Raw genomic sequence first — 17217 nt, forward strand, 5'->3', positions numbered from 1 at the left:
ATGGAAGCCATTAGCCTTTAAACTGATGGCTTCCTTGTTTATCAGGCATGCCATTTCTGAATGCTCTCGCTCATAATTTCATAGATTTCAAATAAATCAGTCCGGTCTTTCAGGTAAATCAAATGATTATTTATGGTTGACCTATCCCCTCTTATAGCCGGGCCTGTCTGTACATCAGCAGGGTGCTCGGCCGTTAAAGCCTTTTGAAAAGTTTCATTGATTAAGGGTTTCAACAAGTCAAACTCTAGCTCTTCATCATTAGTGATTTCTTTAGCTAAAGCCAATAGGTGATTAGTAAAATTACAGGCAAATACGGCTGCCACATGCAACACTTTTCTTTCTTTTGAATTAACCAGATAAACAGTTTTGCTTAATCCCTGCGCCAGCTTAACCAATTGATTTTCGGCCACTTCCTCATCTGCTTCAATACAAAAAGGCACTTCGCTTATATTGATTTTTTTCTGCTTGCTGAAAGTCATTAATGGATAAAACACGGCGCATCTGATGGGTAAGTCATGATGAGTTAACATTAACTTCTGTAAATCTTCCAGACTCTTTGAGCCCGAAGTATGCGCCAGAATAGCATTCTCAGGTAAAACCAACATTGAACAAACCTCAGCAATGGCATCATCTGATACAGCCAGTATAAAAAGTTCGGCTTCACTCTCTGAGAAATCCAATTCGGTTTTTGCTTCCGCCTGATAGAGCATCGATGTGAGTGCCTTAGCTTTTGCTATCTGGCGACTATACACTTCACATACCTGATGATGGTGATTTTCGAAAGCCATGCTTAAATGCCAGGCTACATTACCAGCACCAATCATTGAAATTTTCATAATGACAACTCCTGTTTAACCGTTATTAAAGTGGTTTACAAAAATCAGGAAAAAAATGGCTTAATATTTGTAATTGATTAAAAATATCAGTTTTCGGGTCTTTTACGTGTTTTATGGCCCCATTTATTAACAGAAACTCATAAAAATAATGAAACTTAAAGTGCTAGGCTTCTTAGGAATAGCGCTAATCGTGTTAGCTTCCTACAAAAATGAAAAAAAACTTGAGCTCAATGAAGTAAAATTTTACGACGGCTCCTACGACGAACTTCTCCGGGAATCGAGAAAGCAAAAGAAACCAATTATTCTCGAATTCTGGGCTACGTGGTGTATACCCTGCCGCAAACTGGAAAACGAGACGTTTGCCAATCCTGATTTTGCCGCATATATTAACAAAAACTTTTTGGTATATAAGGTAAATATTGATACCTTTGATGGCATGGAAATAGCAGACAGATATAATATCGATGCTTATCCAACCCTGGTTCAATTAGATATAAAGAATAAATACGTCAACCGATATAAAGGCGTTTTTCCGGCCTACTACTTAAAGAAAGAACTGGAAAAGAATAAATCCCGCACAGGAAAGGATTTTATTACGTCAGATGCTGTAAACAATTAGAATCGTAAACACCTAGTAAAATTCAACGGTTTTAAGGAATTGCCATGAGCTAGCTCATGGCTTTTTTTATGTCTGATGGGTTGATTGGAGAATCAGCCTTTCATTCTTATCTTTGCGGCATGAAATTACAGAACGATTTGCTTTTACGTGCGGCAAAGGGTGAGCACGTAGAACGTGTGCCAGTCTGGATGATGCGTCAGGCAGGTAGAATTTTACCCGAATACCGCGAGGTAAGAGCAAAAGCCGGAAGTTTTATCACCTTAGCTACTACGCCTGCATTAGCAGCTGAAGTAACTATTCAGCCGGTTGATATTCTGAAAACAGATGCAGCCATTATCTTCTCTGATATTCTGGTTGTACCCGAGGCAATGGGTTTGCCCTACGAAATGATAGAAGCCAAAGGCCCAATCTTCCCAAAGGTAGTTCGATCAAAAAAAGACATTGATTTATTGAAAGTAAGCAACCCTGAAACAGACCTTGGATATGTGCTTGAGGCAATTGATATAGTAAAGAAAGAACTCAATGGCAGAGTGCCTTTAATTGGCTTTGCAGGGGCGCCTTTCACTATCTTTTGTTACATGGTTGAGGGTAAAGGCTCAAAGACTTTTTCTACAGCCAAGAAGATGCTGTACTCTCAGCCCAAATTAGCCCATCTGCTGCTTCAAAAGATAACCGATAGTACCATAAGCTATTTGAAAGCCCAAGCGAGTCACGGAGCCGATTTATTACAGATTTTCGATTCATGGGCAGGCATCCTCTCACCAGAACAATACAGAAAGTTCTCTTTACCGTATATTGCCCAGATTTGTAATGCCATTGATGAAGTTCCTGTAACAGTTTTTGCCAAAGGTGCTTTCTTTGCCCGTAAGGACATGGCCAAGTTGAATTGTAATGTAGTTGGCCTGGATTGGAATATGGATATTAAAGAATCAAGAAAGATGATTCCTAATAAAACTTTACAAGGTAATTTAGACCCTTGTGTGCTGTACGGCTCTTTTAAAGATATTGAAAAAGAAACCAAAAAGATGCTAAAAGCATTCGGAACGCAACGGTATATAGCTAATCTGGGACATGGTGTTTACCCTGATACAGACCCTGAAAAAGTGAAGTGTTTCTTTGAAACTGTTAAAGCGTATTCGGCATAAAAGACAAAGCCTTTCAGAATTTCTGAAAGGCTTTCGATTTTTTATAAACCTGTTAGATTCTATTTAAGTATCGGTTCCAAAGCTTCTCTGTTTTCCGCCAGCCACTCATGAATTTCCGTTACAATCTGCTCAACACCAATTTCAGGTTTCCAGCCAGTCAGGGCAGTTACTTTAGAATTGTCGGTCACATATAATCTTATATCTGCCGGACGATTCTCTGCTACAGTATTGATAGGAATGGTTTTACCAGTTACTTTCTGACAAATCTTAGTTAATTCCTGTAACGATACGCTTACCTCTACTCCACCACCTGCGTTCAGAATCTCTCCGTTTACTTTGTCGATATTATGTAATTGCCAGTCAATCAAACGATACAAATCGGCCACGTGCAATATATCACGGGTTTGTTTCCCTGTTCCGCCATAACCAATATAAGCTAATTGTTGCTCAAAGAAGTGTTTGGCAATCCAAAGAACCATTACACCCTGGTCAACTTTACCCATTTGCCACGGGCCTGTTAAAACTCCACAACGATTAATAACCGTTTTTAGGTTGTAGAACTCATTATATTCCTGAATGATTAATTCAGAAGCCAATTTGGTTGTTCCATACAAAGATCTAGCGCTATCTAAAGGAAAATCCTCCGCAATACCTTTTGAAGAAACCCCTTTTACTTTCTGACTATCAGTTAATTCAAAGCGAGTTTCAGATTCAATGAAATCTAAGGTTTCAATCGTTTTTATCGGATAGATACGGCTCGTAGAAAGAAAGATAAAAGTAGCTTTACATTTCACTGCATAATTCAGACAGTTTACTGTACCGAAAAGATTGGTATTTATCAGATAATCAGGGGAACCATTTAAACCTGCCAATACTGATGGCTCAGCCGAGGCTTCAATAACAGAATCCACAATGGGTAAAGCATCAAAATCTTCTTTACTGCGGATATCGCCATGAATGAAATTAATACCTTGTTTTCCCAGACGAGCTACATTGAGTTCTGAACCTTTTCTTTTAAGATTATCTAAACAGAAGATTTCGTAAGAGGGATAATTTTGTTTTAACGCAATAGCTAAAGAAGAGCCTACAAAGCCCGCTCCTCCCGTGATTAAAATACGCATATGTGAGGTTTTATGTATTAATTATTGGCCTGCCACGGAACACGTTTCAAGTTCACGTTTTCTAACTGGCGTATTACTAAAGGCACTTTTTCTACTTTTACGGAGCTACTATCCAAACCAAACCACTTATCTTCTGATGGCGTGAAGCCCTTAATGAAGAAATACGCTTTCATAATCAGGTTTTCGAAAAACGAAAGCTGGTTATCATAAGAAAGGAATTTCTCTAATACAACAAAGCGGAAATCACCGATTACATTGTGTTTATTCAAAGACTCATAACGGCTTCTGATATCTACCTCTCCACATTTCACCATATCTTCCAATACTTTCTTAAAGTATAGATTTACCTTATGAGGCACACGGAAACCTAATCGGAAATTCACTTTATAAACATCATCAGGGGCAATGGTTTTTACTTTATATTCCATAGTGTATGGATCATCTAAAGTATCCACATGCACAAACCAATACACATCAGCACGTTTAGGGCGTTTCTGGAAAATAGAGTAAATAATCTTGTTTTCTATTTCTGTAGCACGGGAAGCATTACTCAAAAAGACGAGGTGTGTAGCATATTTTGGAACCGTAATGTCATTACTCAGTTCTTGTAAAGACTCTACATACTTATCCAGCTTCTCATATTCTGTCAAACGTGCTTTAATTTTAGAGGCGCTTAACCAGATATACATCACTGAAATCATAATAACTGCAATTAACATCGATACCCAACCGCCGTGTGTAAATTTTTGTAAGTTAGCCAGCAGAAAACAGCTTTCAACAAACATAAATAAACAGAAATAAGCCAGAATAAGCCACATATTCACTTTCTTGGCATACAGATAATAACTAAACAAGAATGTAGTCATCATCATGGTAAGCACGATAGCCAGACCATAGGCAGCCTCCATTAAAGATGATTTCTGGAAATACAATACTACGCCTACGCAACCAATATAAAGCAATATATTCAAGCTCGGAACATATATTTGCCCTTTCTGGTCTGATGGGAAGTTAATTTTGATTTTAGGCCATAGATTCAGACGAATAGCTTCTGAAATCAGGGTAAATACACCCGTCAACATAGCCTGGCTGGCAATAATAGCTGCCATTGTTGCAATACCAATACCGAAAGGCAAGAACCACTCAGGCATAATGTCGTAAAATGGATTACGGGTATCAATAGTTTGTCCTTTCAGACTCATGACATATACTCCTTGTCCGAAATAATTTAGCAACAAACATATTTTAACAAAGCCCCACATAATACGGATATTGGCACGACCTACATGACCCATATCTGAATAAAGTGCTTCTGCTCCAGTAGTACACAAGAAAACCGACCCTAGTAAATAGAACCCACCCGGATGGTGAGTTAATAATCTAAGACCGTACATCGGGTTAATGGCTCTTAATACCTCCAGATCCTTTACTACATTGATAATACCAAAAATACCCAACATCACAAACCAAATCAACATGATAGGCCCGAAAGCCTTGCCAACCACATTTGTACCTAAAGCCTGTACTAAAAACAATATTGATAAAATAACGATAACAATAGGTACCGTTTGAATATCAGGATATAGCTTAGTCAAACCTTCAACTGCAGAAGATACCGAAATAGGCGGTGTGATAACACTATCTGCCAACATCGTACTACCCCCGATAATAGCCGGAATCGTCAGCCATTTGGCATGGCGACGTACCAGTGTATATAATGAGAAAATGCCACCCTCACCCCGGTTATCTGCTCTTAAAACCAGCACCACATATTTGAAAGTAGTTTGAAGTGTCAATGTCCAGAATACACAAGATAAAGCCCCAAGGATAATCTCTTCATCCACTTTTTCTGTGCCTGCAATAGCTTTTAATACATATAGAGGAGATGTACCAATGTCACCAAAAACAATACCTAATGCGATGAGTAGCCCTGCAGCAGAAATTTTGTCAAGATTATGGTTGTGGTGATGACCATTACCATTACCGTTTAACGGTTGATTCACTTCCATTTTGGAGAATTATTAAAAAAAAGTTTGCAAATATATTGCATCAATGTGAATTCCTATAAATATTCAATAAAAATGTTTTGTAAAGTCACATTAGTTGGCAATTTTGTGTATCTATTGTTTATTTAATATAACAATTTTTAGATACAATAAATTTTATCAGTTAATAAAAACTTGACTATCAGTTATGTACGATAATATCATCTATGAGGTTTCGGAGGGTGCTGTAACAATAACACTTAACAGGCCGCAAGTGTTTAATGCCCTGAGCACTGAATTAATAAAAGAAATAACCAAAGCTGTTGAAACGGCTAGTCAAGATGAAACTATCAGAGTAATTGTACTCACTGGTACGGGCGATAAAGCATTTTGTTCAGGTGCTGATTTAAAAGCAGGATTAGATAAAGGACTGACTTCATTAGGAGACTCTCTTAGAGAAAACTATAACCCAATGATTAAGGCTATCAGAAATGCTGAAAAGCCAGTTATCTGTCGCCTGAATGGAATAGCTGCCGGGGCTGGTATGTCTTTAGCTTTGGCTTGTGATATAATCATTGCTAATCAGGATGCTTATATGAGTGAGCTTTTTGTAGGTATTGGTTTAATGCCTGATGCCGGTTCAATGTTTTTCCTGCCGCGTACTATAGGTATACAAAAGGCCTTTGAATTATGTAGCACAGGCCGCAAAGTATATATGGAAGAAGCACTGGGGTTAGGATTAGTGACCAAAGCCGTTGCTTTCGAAGAACTAGATGCAGCAGTGGGTGAATTAGTAGATATTTATAAAAACTCGGCTACCAGGTCAATTGGATTAATGAAAAAGGTTTTGAATCAATCTCTCAATAGCAATTTGGATGAAATATTGGAGCAGGAAGCTATCAATCAGGATTTATTGGGTAAAACTCATGATTTTGCGGAGGGAATAATGGCTTTCTTACAAAAAAGAAAAACGGCTTTTAAGAATAAATAGAATAATAAACGGCTGATAATCAGAACTTTCTGACCGTAGAATGAAAGTTGTTATGATTATTTTTTTTTGTAATTTTGTTAGAAATTTAACAAACACTAAATATTGTCTTATGAAAAAAACTTTACTGTCTGTGATTATTGCGACTTTAACGACATTTACCTTATTATCTTGTGGTGACGAGGGAGGAATGTTGGCTAACCCTGATGCAACGATTAATCCTTCAGACCCAAATGGAAACCCAAATAATCCGAATAATCCTAACAACCCGAATAATACGCCAAAGTGCTATGTAAGTGAGATAAAAAACACAGAAGACGGGCAGTCTTATACTACAAAGTTTACTTACAACTCAAAAAATCTACTTGAGACTAAAGACGAAGACGGATTTGTAACCAAATATGAATATGATGCCAATAATCGTATTACGAAAATGATTATTGACGATAGTGGTGTGGGTACTGTAGAAACATTTAGCTATGAATATGATGGCAAGGGGAATATATCAAAAGTAAAATATGATTCAGAAGGAGGTATGGCTGAATTATTAATAAGCGAGTATATTTATACGACTAATGCCAAAGGACAAGTAGAGAAAATACAGGCAGTTTCGCCTGATGGCCCAATTGATTTATTATTTGAGTATGACGCCAATAGTAATATTAAAAAAATATCTGTTACAGATGGTGCTCAGAAAATAACATTATTGGAAAATCTGAAATTTGATACTAAATCAAATGTATATACTAACACAAACCTGTCAAAGGCATACCTTCCGCATATTGTTGTAACAACTCTTTTTGGAATAAATATGACCTATTTATTTAATACCAATAATATATTAAGTGACAGTGTTATTTCTTTTTTAACAGGAGAAGCAGAAGTTTCTACCTATGATTATGGATATACTCCCGAGGGATTCCCTTCAAAAATGACAGCAGTCCGCAAATATGATGGGGAGACTTATAAAGAAGAAGAAACCTATAATTATACCTGCAAATAAGAATAAAAGCCCTGACCGATGTCAGGGCTTTTATTTTGCTTAATTATCACGGGCTAAGTCTTTACTTGATAGCAATTGCGCCATCTTTACCAGCTTAATAAATTCTGCTCTGTATCCTTCCTCATCATTCCCTTTGGCCGATCTGGCAGTAGCGATAATATGTTCATAATTAGCATTCCCTTTAAAATTTGATTGTCTCAATAGTAAACCAAACTCTGCTATGGATGCCGCCAAGCGGAAATTATCAGAGGTTTTGTCAAAAGCTGTATGTTTGTCTAATACTATCTGTTCAATCAGTTTACTTGTATTTTCTTCAGGCAGTTTATAACGCAGTTTGATAGTCAACACTTCATTTGAATTACCTTCATTAGTCAGGTTTTTATTCTCCTGGTATTTTAAAGGGTCAACTTTAGCTAAATACTGGCTTTCAACACCAGTCGGAACAATCTCGTAAATGGCAGTTACAGTATGTCCTGAGCCCATTTCTCCTGCATCTTTTTTGTCATCATTAAAATCTTCATTGTTTAAGCGGCGATTTTCGTAGCCAATCAAACGGTAAGCTTTTACATATTTTGGATTAAACTCCAGTTGCAATTTTACATCCTTGGCTACAGTAAAGAGTGTTCCACCAAATTCGGTAACAAATTCTTTCTGAGCTTCCTGCAAATCGTCGATATAGGCATAGTTGCCATTCCCTTTATCGGCCAGGGTTTCCATTTTATTATCTTTGTAATTACCCATACCAAAACCCAGAACACTCAGATAAACACCCGATTCCCTTTTATCTTCAATCAGGGTTTTTAAATCAGCCTCACTTGATGTGCCGATATTGAAGTCTCCGTCAGTAGCTAATATTACTCTGTTATTACCACCTTTAATGAAATTATTCAGCGCAATTTTATACGCTAGTTTAATTCCCTCTCCCCCCGCTGTTGAGCCTCCAGCCTGCAGATTTTCTAAAGCTTCTTTGATTTTTGTCTTTTCGTTTCCTGAGGTAGAAGGTAATACCATTCCGGCAGCACCTGCATAAACTACTATGGCTACATGGTCTTTCGGGCGTAATTGATCCACTAATAGCTTAAAGCCTTGTTTCAATAGAGGTAACTTGTTATAATCACCCATTGAACCCGATACATCAATCAGAAAAACCAGATTAGAAGCAGGTAGGTTATCAGTAGGTATTTTCTTTGCTTGTAAACCAATATGCAAGAGTTTCAAACCTTTGTTCCAGGGAGAATCTGAGATTTCAGTCTGGAAACTTACAGGGTCTTTGCCCTTAGGTTGCTCATAGCTATAATCAAAATAGTTAATCATTTCTTCGATTCTAATAGCATCTTTAGTAGGTAAAGCTCCGTTATTGATCATTCTACGCATATTACTATAAGCAGCTCTATCTACATCAATCGAGAATGTTGTTAGTGCATCTTTCTTGGTTTCATGAAAAACATTTTCTTCAAAAGTGCTGTATTCTTCCGTATTATAATTAGCAACCTGACTATTCATTATTGGCGAAGGCGCATACAAACCGCCACCTGGCATTGATTTGGCTTTACTCATGGATAAGGATCTTGCTTCTCTATCATACGTCTGTTGGTCATATCCTGTCACAACGACCTCTTCTAAAGCTTGTGTACTTACTTCTAACTTTACATTCCATTCAGCTTTTTTGTCTGTCACTTTAATTTCTTTAGTAGCATAACCAATAAGACTAAAAACCAGAGTGCTACGCAAGGTCGAAACATTGATACTATATTTACCATTGGCATCAGTTACTGTGCCTGTACTTGTTCCTTTTACTTTTATCATAACCCCCGGTAAAGGAAAGTTATCATCGGCAGAAGTAACAGTGCCCGTAATAGTACGTTCTTGGGTAAAAATAAACCCTAAATAGAGGGTCAAAGTCAGAAGCAATAATTTAATTCCCATAATTTTATAGTCCCCAATCAATAAGTGTTAGAAGTTTTCATGGTGTTGGGGTAATTTTAAAAACATGAAATCTTCGTGATTTTCCCTATTGATGAAGACTTCATAAAAATTCCATAAAAATTTTAGAAAAAAATTAAATTTGTTTTCTGAACTTCCGAAAACGCTTAACAAATGCAATTTTTCAAACGTAAATCAAAACCTCAGACTGATGCCGAATATATAGAGGCATATCAGGTAAGTGGCGATTTGAACGTATTGGGAGAATTGTATGAGCGCAATATGGAAATGGTTTTTGCGGTTTGTTACAAGTATCTGCGAGATGAAGAAGAAAGTAAAGATGCTACGATGGAGATTTTCGAGCAGTTGATAGGCGATTTAAAGAAGCATCAGGTAAGTAATTTTAAGAGTTGGTTACATAGTGTTGCGCGTAATTATTGCCTGATGCAACTGAGATCCAGGAAAATAGAAGTCGGTGGTTTAGAAATTTCGGAAGATGATTTTGTGGAAAATGAACCCTTTATGCATCTAATAGATGATGAAGTAGATTTAGAGGGTGATTTACAAAAACTGGAAAATTGTATTGGCAAGTTGGAACGTGAACAGAAATCGTGTGTAGAATTGTTTTACCTACAGGAAAAATGTTACAAAGATATTGCCGACCAGACAGGGTTTGATTTGAATAAGGTGAAAAGCTATATTCAGAATGGGAAGCGGAATTTGAAAATTTGTATGGAAAAGAACCAATAATGGCAAAGAAAAAGCACATATTTACTCCTGAACGAAATACACTCTCAGCTGAAGACCTGAAAAGGTACGAAGCAGGAGAAATGACCGCTCAGGAAATGCATCGGGTAGAAAAAATTCTGCTTGAACAACCTTTCTATGCCGATGCTGCCGAGGGATTCTTTGAAATCAAAAAAGACAAAGTTTCAACCGATAAAAACCTTACTGATTTAAAAGCACGATTAGGAAACAGAATTAACCAAGATGCCAATAACCAAACACCTGTTTTTACCGTAAGTAGAGCCTGGAAACCTGTAAGCATAGCTGCCGCATTGATACTTGTTTTTGCCGGAACGTATTATGTAATAGATGATAAGCAGAACGAAGCGGATACTGCTTTAATGGAAATCAGGAAAACTTCTACTGATAATTTATCAGAACCAGCGGCTAGTGCTCCTATTGCCAAAGAAGACAATACAGCTTTGAGTAAGCCAGGAAATATTTCTCAGGCAACTGAAAAACAGAAACAATCCTATAATAATAGCAATGAGGCAGAGGCAGTAGTAAGTGAATTACCGTCACCAGCTATAGAGGAGGCTGAGTCGAGCGTAATTTCAACAAAAAATGTGACTGATAAAATAGCAGCCGAAGCGCCACCCCCTGCACCGGCAGCCTCAGCCCCTATAGCGGTAGAAAAGAAAACGGTAGCAGACAGAGATGATGAAGCAAAGGTAGAAAGTAAAAGCAGGGCTTTAGGAGGCGCAGGCCGACTGGCAGGGTCAGCTATATCAGGCATTGTAGTAGATGGTGATAATGAGCCGATGAAGGATGTAACTATTAATATCAAAGGCAAAGCAGACGGAATCAAGACAGATGAAGAGGGGAAATTTAGCTTAAGAGATGCTCGAAGAGGAGATATAATTGTCTTTAACAACCGGTTTATGCCTCAAATGGAAGTGCCTTTTAATAATTTGCCGAATAAAATTATTTATAGCGAGCATAATATTAATCTGCCAAGTAAGTCTAAAGTTCCTGCAGGTGTCCCGAGTGATGGCATGTTTGAAAAAGTAATTACTGATGCCAAACCTGAATTTGGTTGGGAAGCATTTGAGGTTTATCTGAATGAAAATACAAAACGCCCACCAAGAGCCGTACAAGCGAATATTCAAGGAAGAGTAATAGTGAACTTTAAGGTTAATGAAAAAGGGGACTTATCTGACTTTACTATTGTAAAAAGCTTAGGTTATGGTTGTGATGAAGAAGCTATCAGAATTATAAAAAATGGCCCTAAATGGTTTCCGGCTACTAAAGAAGAAAAACCTGTATCAAGCTCGAAACATGTAATTGTTCGGTTTAAGTAATCTCTGAGAACCGTTTTCTTGATCGTTGCTCTTATTTTTCCATATTTTTTAGTACGCTAACTTCATATAAATTCAAAAACTTTTTACTCCCTTTTGTTGCCGAACGATATTCAGATACAACAATTTAGTATCCATACATTTTGGAATTAAAATAATAGGCTCTAATCCCATTTTTTGGGAACTCCGTCTTATCCGCTTCAAAACCTGACTGCTTAATTTGTGTTAAAATAGATTGGTACTGCTGAGTAATATTGGTCCTGAAAAAAGTTTTAACAGATAAATTATTAGGAAAAAGTATTCCTGTTTCATTTTTAACCAATGAGTCAGTAGCTAAAAATTCATCATTTGAGATATAATTATAAGATATTTCTCTTGAAAGAGACTTTTCAGATTTTAAAAAACGAAACCCTTTTTTTAATATATAATTATCAAAACATTCATGATTCCTACATTTTGCTAAATTCATTAACTCTTTAAAAGTTAGTATCTGAGAAAATACAGGATTTAAAATCAGTAAGTAAAACACAGAAAAAATTATTAGTTTTTTCATAGGTAAAGACTAAAGGAAAGGCAGAATCACCCCTATTTTATCAACATAATAGTCCCTTGCAAGATAACTTCCTTATTATTTATATTTTTAAACTTCAAAAGATACTCATATAAACCCGCAGGCTGGTCATCTCCACTCCAGGCTTCAAATGGAAAGTTGATAGATTTTACCACATGCCCACGACGGTTATATATTTTCAGACTGATAAACCTCTCTAAATCCCCAAACAGGAATAATTTATCATTAATCCCATCGCCATTCGGACTAAAGGCCGTAGGAACATGAATAGGATTATCACCTGTTTCACATGGAACCACGTTATTTTTAACGCAAAGTCTTTCGCTGATAAAGCTACTGCCATTACTGGTAAAACGTATCTGATAGCAATTTTCTTCTTTGCAAACAATCTCTTTATCTGTATAAGAACTGCTACTAACAGAAATTGGAGTACTGTTATTCTTAGTCAATATAAAGTCTTTAATAGACTCGGTAGCAGGTTTTAACCAGGTCAATTCATTTCCCTCGGCTGTAGGGGTTAGTTGGAAGTTAATATCGCAGACTTCTTTCGAAATGGTATTGGTAAAACAGGAATTTTGTAATTGGATACTATAACAGGTATTAGAGTTTGGGTTATCGAACGAAAACTTAGTTTGTCCAAGTTTGCCTTTTTGAGAAAGTAATACTTGACCATTGGCTAAAATAGTATAGTCATCTCCCGTTTCATTATTAAAACTGATGGAGAACTTATTTGCCCCCGTTTTATTAAGCTCCTGAATTTTTGGCTCGTTAATAGTCGGAAATTTCAGATTTATACTATTGCTTCCGCCACAATCTTCTACAATATAACCTCCTTTAACCGTGATTTTTTTATCCGTTTTATTAGCATAGGTATGAGGAACGGGATTAGCAGGAAGATTAACCTTTTCAAGTATTGATCCATCACCCCAATTAATATAGCAGTAATCATACGGAATTGTTCCGTTTTTTCTTATATCACTTAAGCTTAAACTAACAGTATTATTACAGATTTTAGGATTGATTTTAATTTTTGCGGTATCCAGTACAGTAATTACAGCGCAGATTCTTAGTTCTTGTCCATTATCTTTTCTGAACGAAATCTGCATAAGCTTATAGGCACCAGGTTTTGTATAAGTAAAGATCTTTTCGGTGACTGTATTCGCAGGCAAGCCGCCGGTGTAGTTAAATATATATTGGTGGTCTTTAGAGTTACCGTCTGTTTTTTCTACTATTACTGTAAATGGCACACAACCTACGGTTTCTTTGGTGAATAAAGCACCTGTACCTATGTTAGGACCAATACATTGATCATTCCCCTGGCAAAGTGCCAATAAGGGTATGAAGAAACAGAGTAGAATGAGAATGGTATGTAGAATACCTTTCAAGATTTGGTTGACAGGTTAAAGTAAACAAAAAAAGGCTTTCTAAGCATTTCGAACTTAGAAAGCCTTTCTGGATATAAAGCTAATTACTTTTTCAGACTAGACAAAAATTCTACCACATCTCTCACTTCTCTTTTCGTCATCAATGTTCCCATAGGAGGCATTGCTGATGGGAAATTTTCTCTTTTCGCAATACGTGCTATCGGGATTACTAATGGCTCTGCATCAGAAGTAGTGATCGTTAATTCGCTTTCTGTTTCTTTAGCCAAAGTTCCGGTTACTTCCTGACCGTCTTTAAGCTTAACTGTAACGCTACCAAAACCCGGAGAAATTCTGGCGCTTGGCTCAATCAAAGCCTGCAAGATTTGTTCCCGGGTCAATACATCACCGATATTTGATAGATTAGGCCCAACGGTACCACCGGTACCACCAATAGCGTGACATCTGACGCATTCTCCAGTTGAACTAGTCATGAAATACTGGCGCCCTGCAAAGCGATTTCCACCAAACAATGATTCTCTGAATTCGTCCATAGGCGAATTATGAGCACTATTAGCAGCCAATTTAGCCTTCAGGCTTTCAGAACCTGTTGCATTTACGGCTTCTGTTAATTCTAGAGAGATATTGGGAGAAAGTTTTTTATCGATTAACTGCGTAACCAGATTGTCGAGAATTACCTGAGTTTTATCAGCTTCCATCTTCGATAATACTACCAACATTTGTTGTTGCTCTCTGATACTTCCTTTGGTAAAGATAGAGTTAACAATTACAGGTAAAGACTCTTTCGTAACATTCGAACTATTCAATAAACCTAAAGCTGCTGTTCTTACGGTTTCGTCCTTATCATCCATGCCCTTTTTTATCAAGGCATCTATTCCAGGATATTTCAGGGTGTTTAAAGAAGCTAGAATCGCCGTTTTTACTTTGTTTTCGGTAGTAGCATCATAGATCGCTACTAATTGATTATTGGCATCAGTAATGTTCAAATCTGCTAATAAACCAGCGATAGCAACCTGGGTATCAGGATTTTTTTCTTTCAAAAACTCTGCAATATGCGGTTGTACTTTATTTCTTGCCATAGCCGCGTCTCTTTGAAGTTTACCACGGTAACGACCATCAACGCGGTCTAATACCGATGGGTTCACCCACGAACCTAAAGTAGCCAAAGCATCTGCTTTAATCTCATCTTTGATATCAGTTCTTTTAGAGAAAGCAATCAGCATATCCAATTCTTTTTCACCTCCTACTCTTAATGCTGCGTTGATAGCTCTTCTCAAAACCACTTCTGATTTCAAACGAGTATCTTTCAAAGTAGCTGCCAAAGCAGGTAAAGCTGCCTCAATAGACGTATCATCATTGATGCCTCTTGCTGCTTCTGCTACAATGTATTCGTCAGCATCATTTAAGAAAACGCTGATATTAGTATCTTTCAATCTTCTTAGAACCAATACTGCAGCTGTTCTTAATGCTTTGCTTGAATTATTCGATAAAGCAATGATAGGCTCTACTTTACCGATTCTTGAAAGTGCCAACACAGCCGCATGTCTGATATAAACATCTTCATCATTATTGGCTTTCAATAAATCAATCAAAGGTTGTACTGCATCGGGGTTAGCTGTTCTTCCCAAAGCTTCTGCAGCAAAGAATCTAACACGTGCATTTGAGCTTTTCAATAGCGGAATTAATTGACCGCTTAAAGATTTCACACGTGCATCACCTATAATTTTAGCGGCTTGTGCGATAATCTCCTCATCTTTATCAGTCAATAATGCACCTAATGCAGAAGAATAAGTAGCGTTCATGCGCGTTAATTGACCGATACCCCAGATACCATGCACACGAGCCAATTGGTTTTCTCTTTGAGCAATGGCTTTGCTGAAAACGGCAAAACCGCGTTTATCTCTCTTTGCCAACTCCATCTGCGCTTTCTGACGGATACGCATATCCACATTCATTAACAATCCATATAGCACATCGTCCGTTTGCGCAGGATATTTCATTTGCATCAAACGTTTGGTTTCTTCGCGTTGTGCTTTCCAATCATTTTTATCATTAGATACGTCAATTTTCCAGACTCTACCATAGTTTTTAGTACCCCATCCGTTAATCCAGTCAGCTACGTAAAGCGCACCATCCGGACCAAAACGAATACCAGTTGGTAGAATACCACTTACTACGTCTTTTTCGCTATCAAAATCAAACGAAGCACCTTTAGGCTTCAAGCCAAACGACCAGATATGTGAGCGGTTAGGCGCTCCTACGAACTCCACAAGGAAGAATTTGTTTTTCCAGGCAGAACCTAAAGCTGTTCCAGGATTGTAAACCATACCAGTCGGACCATTGTGGTAGTTTCTGATTGGCGGAATGATGTAAGCGGCCTGACCGTCCCAGCGGGGTTTAGATAAACCCTCATCCATCCACACTTTGTATTTGTTGTTTTTAGGGTCCGTATATTTACCATATTGCCAGTTTGAACGCCAACCGGCATCAGAACCCTCAACTACGTGTACTAATCTTTCGCTTTCGCCCGGGTGGTCACCATCATTATCTGATGAAATCAGGTTGCCATATTCATCAAAAACGAATTCGTGGGTATTACGGAGTCCTGCTGCAAAGATTTCAAAATCGCTTCCATCAGGATTTGAACGGGCAATGATCCCTGAGTTTGGATGCTCGTATTTCTTGCCATCTTTAGTGGTAATATTAGCACCAATATCTCCGATATTCCAGTAGATTCTTCCATCTGGCCCTTCAATCAAACCAGACATACCGTGGCCACTAAAGCCAATATGCACCCCATAACCATGGCTAATAGAGGTTTTCTGGTCAATAATACCATCACCATTGGTATCTTTTAAACGCCAGACATCAGGTGCGATGCCTACAAACATATCATCTTCACGGGCTAAGATACCACCTGCTACGTCAGTGATTTCTTCGTTGAAATCGCTCAGGATGCGGGTTGATACATCAGCAATACCATCACCGTTTTTATCTTCTAAACGCCAGATTTCGTCTTGTTCAACGGCTAAGTCTTTCCAGTCGTGAGAACCATCTTCGTTCAGGTCTTTTACCCATGAGTTTTCTTTGCTTTTTTCAGGCGCAAAAGTGGCTCTTAAAAAAGCACGACGGTCTTCAACGGTCTGTAAACCAATCGAAGGCGTCATCCAGTCACGGTGCCCACGAATATCAAACTCTGAGTTTTTCTGTCTGTTAGTTCTGGTCAGGTACACGCGTCCCTGGTCATCCATAGTCATTGAAACAGGATCAGGAGCCAATGAGTCAGATGCCCAAAGGGTCATTTGAAGGCCATCAGCTAATTTAGCTGCAGTTTTTTCACGGATTTCTTTAGCTTTGCTAACCGCTTTGGCAGGGTCTTCGGTAATGACTATCGGTTTAGTTTTGGTTGTAGAAGTGCGCATACACGAAACAACCAAACCGACTGATACAAGCAAGAGCGAAACCTTGCTTTTGAAGAGGCTTTTAAAGGTCATGAGGTAATATAATGATTAGAAATTGAAATAGAGCCGAAAAATAGTGAATTCTCATTAAATTCAGAC

The 17217-nt window shown here is 37.8% G+C and carries 13 protein-coding genes; 6 read left to right on the top strand and 7 right to left on the bottom strand.

Translation table 11 applies throughout. The annotated features are described in order from the left end of the window. Positions 1–41: 41 nt before the first annotated feature. Positions 42–836 (bottom strand): Rossmann-like and DUF2520 domain-containing protein, encoded by a 795-nt coding sequence (locus D0T08_RS13370; RefSeq protein ID WP_116983161.1) that lies wholly within the window; start codon positions 834–836, stop codon positions 42–44. A 148-nt stretch (positions 837–984) separates the two neighbouring features. On the opposite strand from D0T08_RS13370, the gene D0T08_RS13375 reads away from it, so the two are divergent. Beyond that, positions 985–1455: a thioredoxin family protein gene (locus D0T08_RS13375; RefSeq protein WP_116983162.1), complete on the top strand. Its 471-nt coding sequence runs from the start codon at positions 985–987 to the stop codon at positions 1453–1455. Positions 1456–1574: 119 nt separating this feature from the next. Beyond that, complete coding sequence (gene hemE / locus D0T08_RS13380; protein ID WP_116983387.1) at positions 1575–2600, top strand: uroporphyrinogen decarboxylase; 1026 nt, start codon at positions 1575–1577, stop codon at positions 2598–2600. Between the two features lie 59 nt (positions 2601–2659). Here hemE and D0T08_RS13385 read toward each other — a convergent pair whose 3' ends face one another. Continuing rightward, a complete protein-coding gene (locus D0T08_RS13385) occupies positions 2660–3721 on the bottom strand; it encodes an NAD-dependent epimerase/dehydratase family protein (protein ID WP_116983163.1) in 1062 nt (353 codons plus the stop codon). A gap of 17 nt (positions 3722–3738) precedes the next feature. After that, complete coding sequence (locus D0T08_RS13390) at positions 3739–5730, bottom strand: KUP/HAK/KT family potassium transporter (RefSeq protein ID WP_116983164.1); 1992 nt, start codon at positions 5728–5730, stop codon at positions 3739–3741. 184 nt (positions 5731–5914) lie between these two features. Here D0T08_RS13390 and D0T08_RS13395 point away from each other — a divergent pair, with 184 nt between their 5' ends. Together D0T08_RS13395 and D0T08_RS13400 are read left to right on the top strand one after the other, a co-directional pair. Then, the gene (locus D0T08_RS13395; RefSeq protein WP_116983165.1) at positions 5915–6697 is read left to right on the top strand and encodes an enoyl-CoA hydratase/isomerase family protein; all 783 of its coding nucleotides are present in this window, start codon (positions 5915–5917) and stop codon (positions 6695–6697) included. A gap of 109 nt (positions 6698–6806) precedes the next feature. Then, positions 6807–7697: an RHS repeat domain-containing protein gene (locus D0T08_RS13400; protein ID WP_158561263.1), complete on the top strand. Its 891-nt coding sequence runs from the start codon at positions 6807–6809 to the stop codon at positions 7695–7697. A gap of 39 nt (positions 7698–7736) precedes the next feature. Here D0T08_RS13400 and D0T08_RS13405 read toward each other — a convergent pair whose 3' ends face one another. Further along, positions 7737–9623, bottom strand: coding sequence for a VWA domain-containing protein (locus D0T08_RS13405; RefSeq protein ID WP_116983167.1), 1887 nt, complete (start codon positions 9621–9623; stop codon positions 7737–7739). Positions 9624–9794: 171 nt separating this feature from the next. On the opposite strand from D0T08_RS13405, the gene D0T08_RS13410 reads away from it, so the two are divergent. Both D0T08_RS13410 and D0T08_RS13415 read left to right on the top strand, forming a co-directional pair. Continuing rightward, a complete protein-coding gene (locus tag D0T08_RS13410; RefSeq protein ID WP_116983168.1) occupies positions 9795–10370 on the top strand; it encodes an RNA polymerase sigma factor in 576 nt (191 codons plus the stop codon). After that, a complete protein-coding gene (locus D0T08_RS13415) occupies positions 10370–11707 on the top strand; it encodes an energy transducer TonB (RefSeq protein WP_116983169.1) in 1338 nt (445 codons plus the stop codon). The genes D0T08_RS13410 and D0T08_RS13415 overlap by 1 nt, the downstream gene beginning before the upstream one ends. A gap of 124 nt (positions 11708–11831) precedes the next feature. Here D0T08_RS13415 and D0T08_RS13420 read toward each other — a convergent pair whose 3' ends face one another. The 3 genes from D0T08_RS13420 to D0T08_RS13430 form a co-directional block, all read right to left on the bottom strand. Next, the gene (locus D0T08_RS13420) at positions 11832–12257 is read right to left on the bottom strand and encodes a hypothetical protein (protein ID WP_116983170.1); all 426 of its coding nucleotides are present in this window, start codon (positions 12255–12257) and stop codon (positions 11832–11834) included. 32 nt (positions 12258–12289) lie between these two features. Further along, complete coding sequence (locus D0T08_RS13425; RefSeq protein WP_116983171.1) at positions 12290–13660, bottom strand: gliding motility-associated C-terminal domain-containing protein; 1371 nt, start codon at positions 13658–13660, stop codon at positions 12290–12292. A gap of 83 nt (positions 13661–13743) precedes the next feature. After that, a complete protein-coding gene (locus D0T08_RS13430) occupies positions 13744–17151 on the bottom strand; it encodes a HEAT repeat domain-containing protein (RefSeq protein ID WP_116983172.1) in 3408 nt (1135 codons plus the stop codon). Between the last annotated feature and the right edge of the window lie 66 nt (positions 17152–17217).

It is taken from the genome of Emticicia sp. C21, assembly GCF_003418935.1.
Classification (GTDB): domain Bacteria; phylum Bacteroidota; class Bacteroidia; order Cytophagales; family Spirosomataceae; genus Emticicia.

What these genes read in the sequence shown, in the direction of transcription:
- D0T08_RS13370 (WP_116983161.1), bottom strand. Translation starts at nt 836, where the DNA reads ATGAAAATTTCAATGATTGGTGCTGGTAATGTAGCCTGGCATTTAAGC.
- D0T08_RS13375 (WP_116983162.1), top strand. Translation starts at nt 985, where the DNA reads ATGAAACTTAAAGTGCTAGGCTTCTTAGGAATAGCGCTAATCGTGTTA.
- hemE (WP_116983387.1), top strand. Translation starts at nt 1,575, where the DNA reads ATGAAATTACAGAACGATTTGCTTTTACGTGCGGCAAAGGGTGAGCAC.
- D0T08_RS13385 (WP_116983163.1), bottom strand. Translation starts at nt 3,721, where the DNA reads ATGCGTATTTTAATCACGGGAGGAGCGGGCTTTGTAGGCTCTTCTTTA.
- D0T08_RS13390 (WP_116983164.1), bottom strand. Translation starts at nt 5,730, where the DNA reads ATGGAAGTGAATCAACCGTTAAACGGTAATGGTAATGGTCATCACCAC.
- D0T08_RS13395 (WP_116983165.1), top strand. Translation starts at nt 5,915, where the DNA reads ATGTACGATAATATCATCTATGAGGTTTCGGAGGGTGCTGTAACAATA.
- D0T08_RS13400 (WP_158561263.1), top strand. Translation starts at nt 6,807, where the DNA reads ATGAAAAAAACTTTACTGTCTGTGATTATTGCGACTTTAACGACATTT.
- D0T08_RS13405 (WP_116983167.1), bottom strand. Translation starts at nt 9,623, where the DNA reads ATGGGAATTAAATTATTGCTTCTGACTTTGACCCTCTATTTAGGGTTT.
- D0T08_RS13410 (WP_116983168.1), top strand. Translation starts at nt 9,795, where the DNA reads ATGCAATTTTTCAAACGTAAATCAAAACCTCAGACTGATGCCGAATAT.
- D0T08_RS13415 (WP_116983169.1), top strand. Translation starts at nt 10,370, where the DNA reads ATGGCAAAGAAAAAGCACATATTTACTCCTGAACGAAATACACTCTCA.
- D0T08_RS13420 (WP_116983170.1), bottom strand. Translation starts at nt 12,257, where the DNA reads ATGAAAAAACTAATAATTTTTTCTGTGTTTTACTTACTGATTTTAAAT.
- D0T08_RS13430 (WP_116983172.1), bottom strand. Translation starts at nt 17,151, where the DNA reads ATGACCTTTAAAAGCCTCTTCAAAAGCAAGGTTTCGCTCTTGCTTGTA.